This window comes from Bradyrhizobium australiense (genome assembly GCF_013114825.1).
Classification (GTDB): domain Bacteria; phylum Pseudomonadota; class Alphaproteobacteria; order Rhizobiales; family Xanthobacteraceae; genus Bradyrhizobium; species Bradyrhizobium australiense.
The window spans coordinates 1-17,140 of sequence record NZ_JAAVLX010000013.1; the positions used below are offsets into that span (position 1 = coordinate 1).

Sequence of the window (17,140 nt, forward strand, 5' to 3'; positions counted from 1 at the left end):
GCCCCCGGTCGACCGGCGCCGCGGCGGGAGGCGGGGGAGTAGGCGCCGGTCGACCGGGGGCAGCGGCCGGGGGCGGCGCGCCCTTCGGCGGCGCCTTCGGTCTGCCGTCTGGGCCAACCTCTTCTTTGGCTTGCGCCACGACAAGCGGAGCGGTCTGCGCCTGCGATGCGGAGATCGCGAGCTGCGTCACCGTCAAAGCAGTTGTGGCAAGCAGCACGATGCGAAGGTTTGTCATGATGTCCTTGGTCCCCGGAAAAGGCTGGCAGTAACGGAAGTGTCGTATTGAGGTATCAGTTGGTCGATCAGCCGCTAATCATTAGGCCGGATTGTGGCGGCTTACAAATCGCCCCGTAGCTTTTTATTTCATAAAAGCAAAGGGTTGCATGCACCCTCGTTCATTGCGCGTTCAGACGGTGCTTTCAAAGTTTGTTTCATTCGGTCCCCGGATCCGTGGCTGGGTTAGGCGTTCGCGGGCCATTCGGCCCGCGCACCGGTAGCTCGTCTGGCATCTTGCCCGGCAATTCCCGCGGCTGCGGTGGCTGGCCCGGGTCACGCATCGGTGGCGGCACCTCCGGACGAGGACGGCCTGGCGGCTCCTCGCGCGGCGGCTCGGTCGGTTGTCCCGGCGTCGCCGGTGGTACTTCCGGCGGTTCAATCGGCATCACACCTCCCGGGCTCCAAGTTCCGGGAACAACAACGGCGACGTCGGCGGCAAGTTCCCGCGCGACGCAATAATGGAACCGGGCTACTCGGGCGCGTGGGAGACGGCCTCGATGTTGTGACCATCGGGATCGAGCACGAACGCGCCGTAATAGTTCGGATGGTAATGCGCGCGGATTCCCGGCGCGCCGTTGTCGCGCCCGCCGGCGGCCATCGCTGCCTTGTAGAAGGCGTCCACGGTGGCGCGGTCCTTTGCCAGAATCGCGACGTGCAGCGGCTTGTCCAATCCGCCTTCGCCGCCGATCCAGAAATCGGGCTTCCCATTGGCGCCGAAACCTGCGGCGGGTTCGTGGCTGTTTTGGTCCTGCGTCACCTCCATCACGAGCGCGTAGTCGAGCGGCGCCAGCGCCTTCAGATAGAACGCCTTGGAGCGTTCATAATCCGAAACCGGAAATCCGATGTGGTCGATCATCAAGCTCTCCTGCGGTTTGAGAAATCATCGTTTAAGTCACCCGCGAACCAACAGCGTATTGCTGCGAGTCTTGCCGGTCTCGGCATAACCGCGCGCGCGCATGTCGGCGATGCAATCTTCCAGCCATTCATTGGCAGACAGGTGCTCGATCACGATCGCGCGCGGCCACAGCGTCCGCGGCGCCTCGGCGAAGAAGCCGGTCAGCACGCGATCCTCAAATCCTTCGACGTCGATCTTGAGCGCGTCGATATGCGAGACACCGGCCTCCTCCAGGATCCGCTGTAGCCGCAGCGACGGCACCTTGATCGCCTTGCCGGAGCCCTCGCCCGATACGATGTGACTGGCGCCGAGATTGTCGCCATCGGTCTCGATCATCAATTCGCCGTCAGTGGGACCGGCGGCGGCCGCGACCAGTCGCACCTGCCTGTAGCCGGAGGCGGCATTGTTGAAGGCGAGCCGCGCATGGGTGACCGGATGTGGCTCGATCGCGATCACCTTGCCGCCGGCGCCGACATGGCGCGCCAGCGCAAGCGCATAAGTGCCGACATTGGCGCCGACATCGACGAATACGCCGCCGGCGGGCACATGCGCCCGCAGAAAATTCAGCTCTTCGAGATTGTAGTCGGGATTGAACAGCGCGCCGCGCTCGGTGGCGCTGGCCTGATGATAGAAGCGGAACGAGGCGCCCTGGTATTGCACGTCGACGGGCCCTGTCCGCAACAGGTTCACCAGCCGCGACAGCATTGGCCGGAATGCGCCGCGCTTTAGCCGCGAGCGGTGGGCCAGCGAGATAATGGCGGCCTGTGCGGCATTCGGGGCGAACGCGCCGAACGGCGCGGGTGACGGATCGTTGTCGGGGCTCAAACGGTGGTCCTCGGGTAGAAGCGGCGCATGCATAACCGGTTTTGCACCCGACTCCAACGAGGCTCTGGGCGTGGATAGGTCGGTCGCCCCGTTTGGCTGTCACGCCCTGCGAAGGCGGGGCATCCAGTACGCCGCGGTCTCTCTCTATATGAAACATTGTCGTCTCTGGAATACTGGATCGTCCGCCTTCGCGGACGATGACGACGGAGCATGACTTTGCGCTCTCGCGGCGCACTGCGCCCGAGAGACTACGCCGCTTTCCTTGTTCCCTTCCGATGGCGCAGGAAACGTCCGAGCAGGCGCTGTCTACTCTTGCGCGGAATCAGATCGACGTCGCTGACGAGCTTGGCGCCGCCCTTGCGTCGTTCCAGCACGATCTTGCGGCTGTGGAACGCCTCCAGCTCGGCGCGATGGGCAACGCTGACGATGGTGGCCTTCGGCAATTCCCTGATGACCAGCTCCATCATCTTATCTTGGCTCTTTTCGTCGAGCGCCGACGTCGCTTCATCCAACACGACGATGTCGGGATTGTGCAGCAGCAGCCGCGCAAACGCGAGCCGCTGCTTCTCGCCGCCAGATAGCGTCTGGTCCCATGGTCCCTCTTCCTCGATCTTCTCCCTGAGGTGATCGAGGCCGACCTTGTGCAGCGCGTCGCAGATCTGCTCGGCGAGCCAGTCATCTGCCGCGCCGGGATAGGCGATCGCGCGCCGCAGCGTGCCGGAGGGGATGTACGGCTTTTGCGGCAGCATGAAGAGCCGGCGGTCAATATGGAAATTGACGCTGCCGCCGCCCCAGGGCCACAGGCCTGCGAGGGCGCGCACCAGCGTGCTCTTGCCGGTGCCGGACTCGCCGGCCACCAGCAATCGCTCGCCGGGTTCGATCACGACTTCGGTCTCGCCGACGACGGCGGTGCCGTCGTCCAGCGTCACCGAGAGATCGTTCAGGCTCAGCATGGCGCCGCCTTCGGTCTCGCCACGCTTGATGCGGCCGATTCCGTCGCCCTGCTCGGCGCGCTCGAGCCCGTCGAGCGACATCATCAGCGAAGCGATGCGGCGCGCTCCGGCGTTCCATTCGGCCAGCCGCGGATAATTGTCGACCAGCCAGCCGAACGCGGTTTGCACGATGGTGAAGGCGGACGCCGCCTGCATCACCTGTCCGAGCGTCATGCTGCCGTCGAGGAATTTTGGTGCGCATAACAATAGCGGAACGACCGGCGCGATCAGGCCCGATCCCTGCGACACCAGCGTGGTGCGCATATGCTGACCCGCTACCCGCGCCCATTGCCGCAGCACTTTTGAAAACGTCTTGTCGATGCCGTCGCGCTCTTCCTGCTCGCCGCCGAGCAGGGCGATGCTCTCGCCGTTCTCGCGCACACGGGTCAGGACGTAGCGGTATTCGGCCTCGGCCTGGTTCTTGTCTTCGGATACCTGCACGAAGCTTCGTCCGATCGCCGTGATCGAGCCCGAAGCAACCGCAGCGTAAACGATCGCCGCGATCACGAGGAAGCCGGGGATGGTGACCGTCCATCCGGCCAGCGTGACCGTCAGCGCGCCGCCGATGGTCCAGAGCACGACGATGAAGGTGGCGGCCGACAGAAATGCCGATGTGACGCCAGCGACGAAATCCACCGGCGAGTCGGTCGCGATCCGCAAATCCTCGGCGATGCGATATTCCGGATTCTGATGATCGCCGCCGACAAGGTTGAGCTGGTAGTAGCGGCCATTGGCCAGCCAGCGCGAGATCACCGCATTCGTCAGCCAGGCGCGCCAGCGCCGTTGAATGCCCATGCGGGCGAACACCTGCGCCACGCCGAGCAAGACGCTGCCGATGGCGAGCGGAAAGAACACTGCTGCGAGATAATACACGGTGGCGGCGTCGCGCTTCTCGATGGCGTCGAAGATCGCGCGATTCCAGACATTGATGCCGTATTGAAAGGCGACATGGCCGACGATCAGGAGCAGCAGGCCGATCGAGAACAGCCACGCCAGCCGGTCACCTTTCCTGCCCCAATAGCCGCGGGCGCTGATCCAGAATCGCGTCAGCAGATAATCCTTGCGAGCCTGCTCGGCCTCTTCCGGAGACATCTGCGGATCGGGCTCGACCACTTCCGGCGGCGGCGGTTCAACGAGATCGCTGCCTTCTGAGGTGACGGCTATGAACTCTGATTTTTCTTCGGATTCAGGGGGATTCTTCGCGCCGGATTTTTTGCGGGGTGGCTTTGACTTTGTGTCGGATCCGGCCATGGCCGACAACGCAAGGGAAATCAGATGGTTCCGGGCAACGTTCCGTCTGCTTCATATCCTTCCATCGTCATTCGGCATTGCCGAGAGGCCAACGGGTCGCGCGAATGCGCGCCCGATGACAGGCTTCGCGACGATTTGTCCGCCTTGGCTCTTCGATTTTCGGCGGGCAAATCGCTTCTTTCGCGACGGAAGAACCGAGCGGTCAGCCTACTTTGTTGGCGCGCTCCACCTGCCGCCGGCCAACCCGGTGCAGCACACGGGAAAGCTGCTCGATCGAGTATGGCTTTTGCAGCAGCTCGAAACCGTAGCTGCCGTGTTCCGACAGCATGTGGCTGTAGCCGCTGGTCAGCACGACCGGCAGGTCGGGATGCCGGCGGCGGACTTCCTGGGCGAGTTCAATGCCGGTCATGCCGGGCATCACGACGTCGGTGAACACGGCATCGAAATGCTCGGCGCTGCTTGCGAGTTCTTCGAGCGCATGCACGGCGTTGCCGACGAGCCTGGTGGCGTAGCCGAGTTCGGCCAGCGCATCGGTGGCAAAGTGTCCGACCTCGGCATTGTCCTCGACCACGAGCACCGACATCCCGCTGCCGTCGATCGCCGCGGCATCTGCTGATGGCGTCTGTCGCGATTTCCCGCTGCCGGCGGTGCGCGGCAGATACAGCGTGAAAATGCTGCCCTTGCCCACTTCGCTCGCCGCAGTCACCTCGCCGCCCGATTGCTTGGCGAAACCGAATACCTGCGACAGGCCGAGCCCGGTGCCATGGCCGGCCTGCTTGGTCGTGAAGAAGGGTTCGAAAATACGTTCGAACTGATCCGGCGGAATGCCGCTGCCGGTATCGGCGACGGAAACGGTCACATAGCCATATGGATGCTGCGGCAGCGGGGCGGCGTTGGGCAGGCTGGCAGCCATTCCGACCGCAATCGTCAGCCGTCCGCGGGCCTCCATGGCGTCCCGCGCGTTCACGGCCATGTTGATGATGGCGGTTTCGAACTGGCCGGCGTCGGCGTTGACGAAGCACGGCTCTTCCGGCCCAAGAATGACAACCTCGATGCGCGAACCGATCAGGGTGCCGATCATTTCGCTCAGCATCTGCACGGTCCGCCCGACGTCGAATACTTCCGGCTTCAACGTCTGCCGCCGCGCGAAAGCCAGCAACTGGGCGGTCAGCTTGGCGGCGCGCGTCACCGTATCCGAGATCGCATCGATGTAGCGCAGCCGCCGCGGTTCCGGCAGGTCGGGCCGCCGCAACAGGTCCACGGAGGCGCGGATCACCGTCAGCAGATTGTTGAAGTCGTGCGCAACGCCCCCGGTAAGTTGGCCCAGCGCCTCCAGCCGCTGGCCGTGTTTCAGCGCTTCTTCGGCCACTTCGCGCTTCTCGGCTTCGAAATAAAGATGGCGCGTCCGGCGCAAGGCTAGCCCCAGCAGGGCAAACAGCAGCGCGGTGGCCGGCGCGCCGAAAATCAGGTGCTGGCTCATGGTGGACAACCAGCGCGCCCGGATCGCCGACGTCTCGAGGCCGGCGCTGACATAGATCGGGTATTCGGTGAGCCGCTGGTATCCGAGGCGCCGTTCGATGCCGTCGGTCGGCGAGGTCACGGTGATGAGCCCGGTCTTGGGATCGGCCGCGATCAGTTTTCCGATTGGGCTGTTGCGGTCGAGGCGAATGTCACGGCCTGCGGCGGGAAAACGAGCCAGCACGGTGCCGTCCGCGCGACCGACCGCGAAGAAGCTGCCCGGCTCGCGGCCGATGCGGGCGTAGTAGTTTTCGAAATATTCCGGCAGCACGGAGGCCTGGATCACACCGGCGAAGCCGCCGTTCTCGCTCGGGCGCCGTCGGCTGACGCCGAAGAACGCGGCGCCCTGGTAGGGCGGCCGCGGCGTGAGCTCCTCGCCAATGTAGGTTCCGATGTCGCCGGCGACGTGAGCCTTGAAATAGTCCCGGTCGGAGAAATCAATCCCGGGCGCCGGGACGACCAGGCTGTTGACGAGCGCGTGGCCCTTGGCGTCGAAGATCCAGGCCGACTTCACCTGCGGCAGGGAAGCAACGAGCTGCTTCAGCCGCAAATGCAGCGTTTGTTCGCGGGCAATGATGTCGGCGTCCGGAACGTTGCGGATGATCTCGGCGATCTCCGACAGGCTGCGGTCGATGGTCTCGAATACTTTCAGCGCATGCTCGTGCGCGACATCCAGCGTGCGCTCGATTTCACGGTCGGCGGTTTCGCGGATCGAGGCCCAGGAGACGGCAGATGCAAATACAAAGAGCGCCAACGGAAGCGCCAATGAGGCGACCATCATCCATTGCAGCAGTCTCAGCGAATTACGTTGCGCGGTCTGCACGCTCGCTCCGGCTCCGCGCCGAGCTTAACGCAAAGTTGCGCACGGAATAAAGCGGAGCGAGAAGGGAACTTGCACGTCCGGCGGTCAAGCCGGATCGATCATAATCGATTCAAATCCGGCCGTTCGCGTTCCCCGTAGATTTGTAGCCCGGATGGAGCGAAGCGTAATCCGGGGTTCTCACAGCCGGAAAAACCCCGGATTGCGCTTCGCTCCATCGGGGCTACGGCCCAGCATCTATATCTGCCGCTCGACCATCTTCAGCTTGAGCTCGGCGATGGCTTCCGACGGGTTCAGACCCTTCGGGCAGGCCTTGGCGCAGTTCATGATGGTGTGGCAGCGGTAAAGCCGGAACGGGTCTTCGAGGTCGTCGAGGCGTTCGCCGGTGGCTTCATCGCGGGAATCCTTCACCCAGCGCGTCGCCTGCAAGAGCGCGGCGGGCCCGAGGAAGCGTTCGCTGTTCCACCAGTAGCTCGGGCAGGAAGTCGAGCAGCAGGCGCACAGGATGCACTCATAAAGACCGTCGAGCTTTTCGCGGTCTTCGTGGCTCTGCTTCCATTCCTTCTGCGGCGTCGGCGTCGTGGTCTTCAGCCAGGGTTCGATCGAGGCATATTGTGCGTAGAAGTTCGTGAGGTCGGGCACCAGGTCCTTCACGACAGGCTGATGCGGCAGCGGATTGACTTTCACCGCGCCGCCCGAGGCCACGTCGTGCATCGACTTGGTGCAAGCCAGCGTGTTCTGGCCGTCGATGTTCATGGCGCAGGAGCCGCAGACGCCTTCGCGGCAGGAGCGGCGGAAGGTCAGCGTCGGGTCAATGTGGTTCTTGATCCAGATCAGGCCATCCAGCACCATCGGCCCACAATCATTGATGTCGACATGATAGGTGTCGACGCTCGGGTTCTTGCCATCGTCCGGATTCCAGCGATACACCCGGAACTCGCGCGTTTCCGTCGCGCCGGCCGGCTTCGGCCAGGCCTTCCCACCGGTGATCTTCGAATTTTTCGGAAGCGTGAATTCAGCCATTATTCTAACCTTTCGTCATTCCGGGATGGTCCGAAGGACAAGACCCGGAATCTCGAGATTTTCAGGTGCGCAATTGCGCACCATAGTTCGATGCTTCGCATCGCCCCGGAATGACGGTGTTGTTCCTCAATACACGCGCGCCTTCGGCGGGATGTACTGAACGTCGTTCGTCATCGTGTAGTCGTGCACCGGGCGATAGTCGATCGTCGTCTTGCCGTTCGGATCGATCCACGCCAGCGTGTGCTTCATCCAGTTTTTGTCGTCGCGTTCGGCAAAGTCCTCGCGCGCATGGGCGCCGCGGCTTTCGGTGCGGTTTGCCGCCGAATCCATGGTGACCACCGCCTGCACGATCAGATTGTCGAACTCGAGCGTCTCGACCAGGTCGGAATTCCAGACCAGCGAGCGGTCGGTGGTTGCGATGTCGCCGATGCCGCCATGCACCTTGTGGATCAGGTTCTGGCCTTCGTGCAGGATTTCGCCGGTGCGGAACACCGCGCAATTGTTCTGCATCACGTGCTGCATGCTGTCCCGCAGCTTCGCGGTCGGCGTGCCGCCGGAAGCATGGCGGTAATGATCGAGCCGTCCGAGCGCCATGTCGGCGGAATCCTTTGGCAGTTCGGGCTGCTTGCCGTTCGGCGTCAGCTTTTCCGCCAGCCGCAGTGCGGCGGCGCGGCCGAACACCACGAGGTCGATCAGCGAGTTGGAGCCGAGCCGGTTGGCGCCGTGCACGGACACGCAGGCCGCTTCGCCGATCGCCATCAGGCCCGGCACCACGGCATTGTCGTCGCCGTCCTTCTTGGTCAGGACTTCGGCATGATAATTGGTGGGAATACCGCCCATGTTGTAGTGCACGGTCGGCACGATCGGAATCGGCTCGCGGGTGACATCGACATTGGCGAAGATCTTCGCCGATTCGGAAATGCCGGGCAGCCGTTCCTGCAGCACCTTCGGATCGAGATGATCGAGGTGCAGGTAGATGTGGTCTTTCTTCTTGCCGACGCCGCGGCCTTCGCGGATCTCGATGGTCATCGAGCGCGAGACCACGTCACGGGAGGCGAGGTCCTTGGCGGAGGGCGCATAGCGCTCCATGAAGCGCTCGCCTTCGGAATTGACGAGATAGCCGCCTTCGCCGCGCGCGCCCTCGGTGACGAGACAGCCGGCGCCGTAAATCCCGGTCGGGTGGAACTGGACGAACTCCATGTCCTGCAGCGGCAGGCCGGCGCGCAGCACCATGCCGCCACCGTCGCCGGTGCAGGTATGCGCCGAGGTGCAGGAGGCGTAGGCGCGGCCATAACCGCCGGTGGCGAGAATCGTGGTCTGGGCGCGAAAGCGGTGCAGCGTGCCGTCGTCGAGCTTGAGCGCGATGACGCCGCGGCAGACGCCCTGATCGTCCATGATCAGGTCGATGGCAAAGAATTCGATGTAGAATTCGGCCGAATGGCGCAGCGCCTGACCATACATCGTGTGCAGCATGGCATGCCCGGTGCGGTCGGCGGCGGCGCAGGTGCGCTGCGCCTGGCCCTTGCCATAGTCCATGGTCATGCCGCCGAAAGGCCGCTGGTAGATCTTGCCGTCCTCGGTGCGCGAGAACGGCACGCCCCAATGCTCCAGCTCGTAGACGGCTTCGGGCGCATTGCGCACCATGTATTCGATCGCGTCCTGGTCACCGAGCCAGTCCGACCCCTTGACGGTGTCGTACATGTGCCAGCGCCAGTCGTCCGGATGCATGTTGCCGAGCGAGGCCGAAATGCCGCCTTGGGCCGCGACCGTATGCGAGCGCGTCGGGAACACTTTTGTAATGCAGGCGGTGCGCAGGCCAGCCTCGCTGCAGCCGACTACGGCGCGCAAGCCCGCGCCGCCGGCGCCGACGACCACGACGTCGTAGGTGTGGTCCTCGATCGGATAGGCTTTGCCGTTGCTGGCCGGGCCACTACCGTTGGTGGCCTTTCCGTTACCTTCAGCGGCCATGGGTTAAACTCCCGATGACAATTTGAGGATCGCGTAAATCGAGGCGAGCGCCACCGCGATACAGAAGAAGTTGTTCGCCATCACGCTGGCGAGCTTGAGCTTCTCGTTATGGATATAGTCCTCGATGATGATCTGCATGCCGATCTTCATGTGCCAGGCGCTGGCGATGATGAAGAGCGCCAGGATGATCGCGATCGGAAGTGAGCCGAGGATCTGCGCCGCACCCGCCTGGTTGCGGCCGATCAGCATCAAGACGATCACTATGACCGGCACGATCAGCAGCGTCATCGCCACCGCTGTCAGACGCTGGCGCCAGAAATCGGTGGTGCCGGAATGCGAGGAACCGAGATTGCGGACGCGGCCGAGCGGCGTGCGCATCGAGGAGGGACGGCTCATCGTCCGCCTCCGACCGTGTAGGCGATGATCCAGACCAGGACGGTCAGCGAAATGCCCGCGATCAGCGCGCCCCAAGTGAGCGCTTCGCGCTCGTTGGCCTTGAAGCCGTAGCCGAGGTCCCAAAAGAAGTAGCGGATACCGCTGACCAGATGGTGCAGCAGCGCCCAAGTGTAGCCGAACACGATCAGCTTGCCGATGATGCTGCCGGTGAAGGCCTGGACGTTGGCATAGGCCCCGGGGCCGGAGGCGGCGGCGATCAGCCACCAGGACAGCAGCAAGGTGCCGAAGTAGAGCGCAATACCGGTGGCGCGGTGGATGATGGAAAGCGCCATCGTCAGGGTGACGCGATAGGTCTGCAAATGGGGCGATAGCGGTCGTTCGATCCTGGCGGTCATTCGGCGGCTTTACGTTGTGTGGGACCGCGGCCGATCCGTTGCGGAACGCGGTAGACGAATTCTATTTACGGAGTCGAAACAGTCCGCGCAACGATCAAATCGCTCGGGATAGAATCGTTGTTCATTGCTAGAGAGCTGCGAAACGCGATTTGTTCAGTGGCTTGGTATACCACGGGCATTTGGTATGAACGAAGAATTGAATATATATTCTGTTCATCGACCGGCTCAGCACTGCGTGCCGAAGGGATCGGTGCCGCGCCATCGCTCGACGAGATAGTCGACGAAAGCCCTGATCTTCGGAGAGGCGAGCCGCGACGGCTGAAACACCAGATGCAGCGGCGTCGGCGGCGGTTCGTACTCGGCGAGCAGCCGCACCAAATGGCCGGCGGCCAGATCGGCTTCGGCCTGCCAGGACGGCACGCGCACAATGCCTGCGCCTTCCTTCGCGATGGCTGCCAGCGCATCAAGGCTATTCATCCAGAGCCGACCGGATATGCGGATTTTGCGGCCTGCTTTGCTGCCGTCGGCGAAGCGCCATTCGGCGCTGCCGGGCGCGTCCGAGAACGCCAGGCAGTCATGGTGCGCGAGATCACCCGGCGTCCGCGGCACGCCGCGCTCGGCAAGATAGGCGGGCGAAGCGCAGATGATCATCCGCAAATCGGCAAGCTTGCGCGCGACCAGCTGCGAATCGCGCAACCGGCCGACGCGAATGGCGAGATGGATGTCTTCCTCCACCATGTCGACGGCGCGGTCGACCAAGAGAAGATCGACCGACAGCGCGGGATAGCGGCGCAGGAATTCCGCGAGCAGCGGCGCGATCACGAGCCGGCCCATCAGGCTCGGCGAGCTGACCCGGATCCGTCCCGACGGCTGGTGACGGTCGCGCGACAGCGCCGCCTCGATCTCCTTCACTTCGCTGAGGATCGCTTTCGCCCGCTCGTACAGAATCCGGCCATCGTCGGTGAGCGCGAGCTGGCGCGTAGTGCGTAGAAGCAGGCGGGTCCCGAAATGCTCCTCCAGCGCGGAGATCTGCCGGCTCACCGACGTCAATGAACTCGGCAGCGATCGCGCGGCCGCTGATAGGCTGCCGGTATCGACTGCCCGGACGAAGGTCGCCATGGCGGACAAATGGTCCATCGATTCTTCCGCATTTCGCAAGGGTGCCTGCAAAAGATAATAGATACTCCCGCATTTCAGAAGCAGCTAAGTCTCTTTGGCGGCCGCCGTCGCGGCCTGCCAGCGGCCGTGCCGATGCGCGGCTCGCAGATTCTGAACGTGGGAATACTCCAGACATGTTCGCCGGCCTCGATCCGAAAGAGCTCATCGAACTCGCGCTGCTGCTGATCGCGGTCGGGGCGCTCTCGGGTTTTCTTGCCGGCCTGTTCGGCATCGGCGGCGGCGCCATCCTGGTGCCGGTGTTCTACGAATGCTTCCGGCTGGCCGGCGTGCCGCTTGAGGTGCGGATGCCGCTCTGTATCGGCACCTCGCTTGCGATCATCATCCCGACCTCGCTCTCCTCGTTTCGCGCCCATTACAACAGGGGTGCTGTCGACATGGAGATACTCAAGCGCTGGTGGCTGCCGATCGTGCTCGGCGTAATCGCCGGCAGCGTCACCGCGCGTTTCGCACCGGAGCGTCTGTTCAAGATCGTGTTCGTGATAGTGGCGTGGTCGGCGGCGACACGGCTGTTGCTGGCGCGGGAAACCTGGAAGTTCGGCGACGATGTTCCGAAGGGTTTTCTGATGCGCATCTACGGCTTCTTCGTTGGGCTATTGTCGACCTTGATGGGGATCGGCGGCGGCCTGTTCGCGAACTTGCTGATGACCTTCTACGGCCGGCCGATCCACCAGGCGGTCGCGACCTCGTCGGCGCTGGCGGTGTTGATCTCGATCCCCGGCGCGCTCGGCTATGTCTATGCTGGCTGGCCCGCCGCGGCGCGCTTTCACGATGTCGCTGCGCTGCAGGTACCGTTTGCGGTCGGCTACGTGTCGTTGATCGGCGCGCTGCTGGTGATGCCGACCACGCTTGTTACGGCGCCGCTCGGTGTTCGCGTTGCGCATGCGATGTCCAAGCGTGCGCTGGAGATGGGGTTCGGGGCGTATCTATTCATCGTCGGCGGGAGGTTTGTGATCAGCCTCCTGAATGGGCACTAGCAGCTGCAGATCAGTTGGGTCGGGTTGCCGTCCCACCGCCCTTTAATCGCACCTCGCTATGTCGCCATTTGCGGACATCGGCCTGATGTTCGAGGCGTCCGGCTTCAACCAAGGCCTGAATGCGGGCAGCGAACATTTCGTCGGTAACGCCGAAGCCGCGCTCTTGGCCTTGTTGTACAGCATCGCAGATCATGCGCGCCATTTTATGCCAGCGAGGCGCAACGACCGAGAGGATGATCTGATCGACCTGCGCCTCGGGAAATCGCTTAAAAATCGCCTCCAGTAACTCCGAATCAAGCTTGATGACGAGGTCCCTGACCGATGCAGCCTACTTGTCATGGTCTGCAACAATATTCGCGGTTGCCCTCGCTTCATCGAGTTCGCGCGCTGCCTCGAGCAAGTGATCAAGAATCTCGGTCGCTTGGTGTCCGTTCATGACTTCTGCCCCCGAGCGGCCGTGCGCTCCTAATTCTTCGTATAGATTTCCTTGTACGTATCCCGCAAAATGTTCTTCTGCACCTTGCCCATGGCGTTGCGCGGCAGTTCGTCGACGACGAAGACGCGCTTGGGCATCTTGAATTTGGCGAGCCTTCCTTCGAGCGCCTTCAGCACGCCGACTTCGGTGACGTCTGCACCTTTGTTGCAGACCAGGACCGCGGTGACGCCTTCGCCGAAATCGGCATGCGGCACGCCGATCACGGCAGACTCGATCACGCCCGGCATGGCATCGATCTCGCTCTCGATTTCCTTGGGATAGACGTTGAAGCCACCCGAGATCACGAGATCCTTGCCGCGGCCGAGGATGTGGACATAGCCCTCGGCGTCGATCTTGCCGAGGTCGCCGGTGATGAAGAAGCCGTCGTCGCGGAATTCGGCTTTTGTTTTTTCCGGCATCCGCCAATAGCCCTTGAACACGTTGGGGCCCTTGACCTCGATCATCCCGATTTCCTCGCGCGCGAGCTCCTTGCCGGTCTCGGGATCGGTGACGCGCACGGAAACGCCGGGCAGGGGATGGCCGACCGCGCCGGGCACGCGCTCGCCGTCATAGGGGTTGGAGGTGTTCATGTTGGTTTCGGTCATGCCGTAGCGCTCCAGCACGGCATGGCCGGTGCGCGCGGCCCATTCGCGATGGGTGTCAGCGAGCAGCGGCGCGGAGCCCGAAATGAACAGCCGCATGTGGCTGGTCGTTTCCTTCGAAAGCGCCGGGCTCTGCAGCAGCCGCGTATAGAAGGTCGGCACGCCCATCAGCACGGTGGCGCGCGCCATCAGCTTGATGATCGGCTCGGGATCGAATTTTGGCAGGAAGATCATCGAGGCGCGGGCGAACAAAGTGACGTTGCTCGCCACGAACAGGCCGTGGGTGTGATAGATCGGCAGTGCGTGGATCAGGACGTCCTTATCCGTGAAGCGCCAGTAATCGACCAGACTGTAGGAGTTTGACGCCAGATTGTCGTGCGTCAGCATCGCGCCCTTGGAGCGGCCGGTGGTGCCCGAGGTGTAGAGAATCGCGGCGAGGTCGTCATTGGCGCGGGCGACCGTCGCAAACGCAGCATCCGCCTTGGCGGCGGCATCCGTCAGCGATCCCTTGCCGTCGGCGCCGAGCGTTTCGACCTTGGCCTTCACCTTTGCCGCGATCGCGCCGATGCCTTCGGCCTTTGAGGGGTCGCAGACGACCAGCGACGGCTCGGCGTCGGAGATGAAGTAGTCGAGTTCGTTGAGCGTATAGGCGGTATTGAGCGGCAGGTAGACCGCACCTGCGCGCACGGTCGCAAGGTACAGCACCAGCGCCGGCACGGATTTTTCGGTCTGGGCTGCGACTCGGTCGCCCGGCTTGACGCCGCGCGCAACCAGCACGTTCGCCATCTGGCCGGTGCGGGCGATCAACTCGCCATAGCTGATGCGCGTGCCGTCGAGCATCTCGATCGCGAGCCGGTTTGGATCGTCCAGCGTATCGAACAAGCGGGAAAACAGGTTGGCGTTGGCGGTCGTGTTCATGCAACATTCCTTGAAGGGCGCTGGCCCGGGCGGAATTTCGTCGGCTGGAATAGCAAGAACGCCCTTCAAAAAGCAACGGAGACAGTTTGCATGACAAATAGCGGGAAACGCGTGGCCTGGGTAACGGGCGGCGGCAGCGGAATCGGGGCGTCAGGGGCGGAATTCCTGGCGGCGGATGGCTGGACCGTGGTGGTTTCGGGACGGCGGAAGGACGCGCTGGACAAGATCGTCGCCAACATCAGCAAAAAGGGCGGCAAGGCCGAGGCGATCGCACTGGATGTCAGCAGCAAGGCCGACGTGGATAAGGCGGCCGGCGAGATTCTCGCCAAGCACGGCCGGATCGATCTTCTGGTCAACAGCGCCGGCATTAACGTGCCGAAGCGAAGCTGGGCCGACATGGAACTGGAAGGCTGGGACAAGGTCGTCGATATCAACCTCAATGGCGTGCTCTACTGCATGCGCGCTGTGCTGCCGGCGATGCGCAAACAGCAGGACGGCTGCATCATCAACGTCGCGTCCTGGGCCGGCCGTCACGTCTCGAAAATGCCGGGCCCGGCCTACACCACCACAAAACATGCGGTGCTGGCGCTGACCCATTCCTTCAACATGGACGAATGCGTCAACGGGCTTCGCGCCTGCTGCCTCTCGCCCGGCGAGGTCGCAACCCCGATCCTGAAATCGCGCCCGGTGGTGCCATCGGAGGAGGAGCAGGCGAAAATGCTGCAGCCGGAAGATTGCGGCCGCACCATCGCCTTCGTCGCCAGCCTGCCGCCGCGGGTCTGCGTCAACGAGATCCTGATCAGCCCGACGCATAATCGCGGCTTCATCCAGACGCCGGCGAACAGGGATTGAGTGTGTAGGGCGGATTAGCGTTAGCATAATCCGCCGTTCTTCGTTGCATGTGGTGGCGGGTTACGCCTTCGCTCGCTGAGCGACGGCGGAAGGGGTCAAGCTGAGCAAACGCACTCTTAGCATTGGGCGCGCTGATGAAGGTGCCGGTAAAGCTGTTTCGCGTTAGTATTGTTCAGTGCAGGGGTACGCCATATCAGGTCGGCCGTGCGCAGGCGCGATTATTTGCTACGACCCTGAAAGGGCGAGCCTTTCTACGCAAGAAGACGACCAGATTTCCATGGTGGTTCAATCTTCACACTGAGCAAAGGGTCTTTGCCAAATTTGCACCCGCGCTATGGGAAGAGCTTACCGGACTTGCCGATGAACTCGGCATTTCAATGGAACGAGCCGCTTTTTGGTTCGGTAATGACGGTATGCGACCTCCGATCGGAGCCTGCTCCGCGGTGATGACTGCCGATATCTACGGTCGCAATTATGATTACATGCCGCGATATTACGGCGCCCAGTTCGTTCTCATGCAAGCCAGCGGATGCTATGCAAGCATCGGCTCCAGTCATCAGTTGACAGGACGGCTGGATGGAATGAATGAGCACGGCCTGACGCTTGGCCTGCATCAGGTCAAGAAGAGCCCCCGCTCTCCCGGATTGTCAGCCGATCTAATCGTGCGGATGATCCTGGATCAGTGTTCGACCACGAAAGAAGCAGTCGCGAAACTCCGTCAGCTTCCTCACGCGATGCAATACAATTATTCACTGCTGGATATCGCATCTTCAGGGCCAACTGGGCGGAATGTGCAATCCCGTAGAATGGCCCGTCCGGCGCAAGAGAAAGATCACCGAGACGTCTTAGGCACTGGATTTCCTCGCCGACCTGGGTACGAACGAGATCCTGATCAGCCCGACACATAATCGCGGCCTCATCCAGACGCTGCACAGCAGGGATTGAACTTCGCTCCATCCGGGCCACGCGTCGGCCGCCCACACGATTCGCCACCCCAAAAGTTTCAGCCATCACGATAAATTATTCGCCGAAACCGGCGCAAAAACCTCCCGTAGCTCGGCCCAACGACGACGAAATCAACCGGTCCCTCGACCAGCGTCGTTGTTTTCATCACCGGCGGAGGCCCCGCCGGCCATCGCAATCCTCGGGAGAAAATTCCATGTCCAAACGTACTGCACTGCTGTCCGCCGCCGTGTTCAGCGCGCTGGCTTTCACCGCCACCATCACCGCGCCCGCGAGCGCGGAGGAAAAGACCGTGATGGTCGGAGGTGCGGCGATGTTCCCCTCCAAGAACATCATCCAGAACGCCGTCAATTCGAAGGACCACACCACGCTGGTCGCCGCTGTGAAGGCGGCCGGCCTGGTCGAGACGCTGGAAGGCAAGGGCCCGTTCACGGTGTTCGCGCCGACCAACACCGCCTTCGGCAAGCTGCCGGCCGGCACCGTGGAGACGCTGGTGAAGCCTGAGAACAAGGCGACCCTGACCAAGATCCTGACCTACCACGTCGTGCCGGGCAAGCTCGCCGCGTCCGACCTGAAGGACGGCATGAAGCTGAAGACCGCCGAAGGCGAACAGCTGTCGGTCAAGCACCAGGATGGCAAGGTCTGGATCGTCGACGCCAAGGGCGGAACCTCGATGGTCACGATCTCGAACGTCAATCAGTCGAACGGCGTGATCCATGTGGTCGACACCGTGCTGATGCCGGCGTCCTGAATTCCCGCGCGCCCCTGACTGGTCCCAACAGGGCGCGTGGATTGGGCGAGCCGGGGCAACCCGGCTC

16 protein-coding genes and 1 pseudogene are annotated in these 17,140 nt (G+C 62.8%); 4 read left to right on the forward strand and 13 right to left on the reverse strand.

What is annotated here, in order from left to right; translation table 11 throughout:
• From HCN58_RS35385 to HCN58_RS31110, 11 genes and pseudogenes are all read right to left on the reverse strand, one after another.
• Positions 1 to 235, reverse strand: a pseudogene (locus HCN58_RS35385) (OmpA family protein); the annotation flags it as partial.
• A 196-nt stretch (positions 236 to 431) separates the two neighbouring features.
• Positions 432 to 662 carry a hypothetical protein gene (locus HCN58_RS36305; RefSeq protein ID WP_235984056.1) on the reverse strand — a complete coding sequence of 77 codons (231 nt, stop codon included), beginning with the start codon at positions 660 to 662 and terminating at the stop codon, positions 432 to 434.
• Between the two features lie 83 nt (positions 663 to 745).
• Positions 746 to 1,132 carry a VOC family protein gene (locus HCN58_RS31070; RefSeq protein ID WP_171583167.1) on the reverse strand — a complete coding sequence of 129 codons (387 nt, stop codon included), beginning with the start codon at positions 1,130 to 1,132 and terminating at the stop codon, positions 746 to 748.
• Between the two features lie 36 nt (positions 1,133 to 1,168).
• Positions 1,169 to 1,996 carry an FkbM family methyltransferase gene (locus HCN58_RS31075; RefSeq protein WP_171583168.1) on the reverse strand — a complete coding sequence of 276 codons (828 nt, stop codon included), beginning with the start codon at positions 1,994 to 1,996 and terminating at the stop codon, positions 1,169 to 1,171.
• Positions 1,997 to 2,244: 248 nt separating this feature from the next.
• The gene (locus HCN58_RS31080) at positions 2,245 to 4,239 is read right to left on the reverse strand and encodes an ABC transporter ATP-binding protein/permease (protein WP_171583169.1); all 1,995 of its coding nucleotides are present in this window, start codon (positions 4,237 to 4,239) and stop codon (positions 2,245 to 2,247) included.
• A gap of 202 nt (positions 4,240 to 4,441) precedes the next feature.
• A complete protein-coding gene (locus tag HCN58_RS31085; RefSeq protein WP_171583170.1) occupies positions 4,442 to 6,580 on the reverse strand; it encodes an ATP-binding protein in 2,139 nt (712 codons plus the stop codon).
• A 234-nt stretch (positions 6,581 to 6,814) separates the two neighbouring features.
• Positions 6,815 to 7,600: a succinate dehydrogenase iron-sulfur subunit gene (locus tag HCN58_RS31090; RefSeq protein ID WP_171583171.1), complete on the reverse strand. Its 786-nt coding sequence runs from the start codon at positions 7,598 to 7,600 to the stop codon at positions 6,815 to 6,817.
• Between the two features lie 126 nt (positions 7,601 to 7,726).
• Positions 7,727 to 9,568, reverse strand: a complete 1,842-nt coding sequence (gene sdhA / locus HCN58_RS31095) for a succinate dehydrogenase flavoprotein subunit (RefSeq protein WP_171583172.1) — start codon at positions 9,566 to 9,568, stop codon at positions 7,727 to 7,729.
• Between the two features lie 3 nt (positions 9,569 to 9,571).
• Positions 9,572 to 9,946, reverse strand: a complete 375-nt coding sequence (sdhD, locus tag HCN58_RS31100) for a succinate dehydrogenase, hydrophobic membrane anchor protein (protein WP_171583298.1) — start codon at positions 9,944 to 9,946, stop codon at positions 9,572 to 9,574.
• A gap of 14 nt (positions 9,947 to 9,960) precedes the next feature.
• Positions 9,961 to 10,359, reverse strand: coding sequence for a succinate dehydrogenase, cytochrome b556 subunit (sdhC, locus tag HCN58_RS31105; protein WP_171583173.1), 399 nt, complete (start codon positions 10,357 to 10,359; stop codon positions 9,961 to 9,963).
• Positions 10,360 to 10,584: 225 nt separating this feature from the next.
• Positions 10,585 to 11,496, reverse strand: coding sequence for a LysR family transcriptional regulator (locus tag HCN58_RS31110; protein ID WP_171583174.1), 912 nt, complete (start codon positions 11,494 to 11,496; stop codon positions 10,585 to 10,587).
• A gap of 155 nt (positions 11,497 to 11,651) precedes the next feature.
• Here HCN58_RS31110 and HCN58_RS31115 point away from each other — a divergent pair, with 155 nt between their 5' ends.
• Positions 11,652 to 12,512 (forward strand): sulfite exporter TauE/SafE family protein, encoded by an 861-nt coding sequence (locus HCN58_RS31115; protein WP_171583175.1) that lies wholly within the window; start codon positions 11,652 to 11,654, stop codon positions 12,510 to 12,512.
• A gap of 10 nt (positions 12,513 to 12,522) precedes the next feature.
• Here HCN58_RS31115 and HCN58_RS37570 read toward each other — a convergent pair whose 3' ends face one another.
• Both HCN58_RS37570 and HCN58_RS31125 read right to left on the reverse strand, forming a co-directional pair.
• A complete protein-coding gene (locus tag HCN58_RS37570; RefSeq protein WP_171583299.1) occupies positions 12,523 to 12,816 on the reverse strand; it encodes a DUF3658 domain-containing protein in 294 nt (97 codons plus the stop codon).
• Positions 12,817 to 12,977: 161 nt separating this feature from the next.
• Complete coding sequence (locus HCN58_RS31125) at positions 12,978 to 14,507, reverse strand: malonate--CoA ligase (RefSeq protein WP_171583176.1); 1,530 nt, start codon at positions 14,505 to 14,507, stop codon at positions 12,978 to 12,980.
• A gap of 90 nt (positions 14,508 to 14,597) precedes the next feature.
• Here HCN58_RS31125 and HCN58_RS31130 point away from each other — a divergent pair, with 90 nt between their 5' ends.
• The 3 genes from HCN58_RS31130 to HCN58_RS31140 all read left to right on the forward strand — a co-directional run bounded on the left by HCN58_RS31130 (position 14,598) and on the right by HCN58_RS31140 (position 17,073).
• Positions 14,598 to 15,359, forward strand: coding sequence for an SDR family oxidoreductase (locus tag HCN58_RS31130; RefSeq protein ID WP_171583177.1), 762 nt, complete (start codon positions 14,598 to 14,600; stop codon positions 15,357 to 15,359).
• A 134-nt stretch (positions 15,360 to 15,493) separates the two neighbouring features.
• On the forward strand, positions 15,494 to 16,267 hold the full coding sequence (locus tag HCN58_RS31135; RefSeq protein ID WP_171583178.1) for a C45 family autoproteolytic acyltransferase/hydrolase: 774 nt from the start codon (positions 15,494 to 15,496) through the stop codon (positions 16,265 to 16,267).
• A gap of 251 nt (positions 16,268 to 16,518) precedes the next feature.
• Positions 16,519 to 17,073: a fasciclin domain-containing protein gene (locus HCN58_RS31140; protein ID WP_171583179.1), complete on the forward strand. Its 555-nt coding sequence runs from the start codon at positions 16,519 to 16,521 to the stop codon at positions 17,071 to 17,073.
• The last annotated feature ends 67 nt before the right edge of the window (positions 17,074 to 17,140 follow it).

What these genes read in the sequence shown, in the direction of transcription:
- sdhD (WP_171583298.1), bottom strand. Translation starts at nt 9,946, where the DNA reads ATGCGCACGCCGCTCGGCCGCGTCCGCAATCTCGGTTCCTCGCATTCC.
- sdhA (WP_171583172.1), bottom strand. Translation starts at nt 9,568, where the DNA reads ATGGCCGCTGAAGGTAACGGAAAGGCCACCAACGGTAGTGGCCCGGCC.
- HCN58_RS31115 (WP_171583175.1), top strand. Translation starts at nt 11,652, where the DNA reads ATGTTCGCCGGCCTCGATCCGAAAGAGCTCATCGAACTCGCGCTGCTG.
- HCN58_RS31135 (WP_171583178.1), top strand. Translation starts at nt 15,494, where the DNA reads ATGAAGGTGCCGGTAAAGCTGTTTCGCGTTAGTATTGTTCAGTGCAGG.
- HCN58_RS31080 (WP_171583169.1), bottom strand. Translation starts at nt 4,239, where the DNA reads ATGGCCGGATCCGACACAAAGTCAAAGCCACCCCGCAAAAAATCCGGC.
- HCN58_RS31140 (WP_171583179.1), top strand. Translation starts at nt 16,519, where the DNA reads ATGTCCAAACGTACTGCACTGCTGTCCGCCGCCGTGTTCAGCGCGCTG.
- HCN58_RS36305 (WP_235984056.1), bottom strand. Translation starts at nt 662, where the DNA reads ATGCCGATTGAACCGCCGGAAGTACCACCGGCGACGCCGGGACAACCG.
- HCN58_RS31125 (WP_171583176.1), bottom strand. Translation starts at nt 14,507, where the DNA reads ATGAACACGACCGCCAACGCCAACCTGTTTTCCCGCTTGTTCGATACG.
- HCN58_RS31130 (WP_171583177.1), top strand. Translation starts at nt 14,598, where the DNA reads ATGACAAATAGCGGGAAACGCGTGGCCTGGGTAACGGGCGGCGGCAGC.
- HCN58_RS31070 (WP_171583167.1), bottom strand. Translation starts at nt 1,132, where the DNA reads ATGATCGACCACATCGGATTTCCGGTTTCGGATTATGAACGCTCCAAG.
- HCN58_RS31090 (WP_171583171.1), bottom strand. Translation starts at nt 7,600, where the DNA reads ATGGCTGAATTCACGCTTCCGAAAAATTCGAAGATCACCGGTGGGAAG.
- HCN58_RS31110 (WP_171583174.1), bottom strand. Translation starts at nt 11,496, where the DNA reads ATGGACCATTTGTCCGCCATGGCGACCTTCGTCCGGGCAGTCGATACC.
- sdhC (WP_171583173.1), bottom strand. Translation starts at nt 10,359, where the DNA reads ATGACCGCCAGGATCGAACGACCGCTATCGCCCCATTTGCAGACCTAT.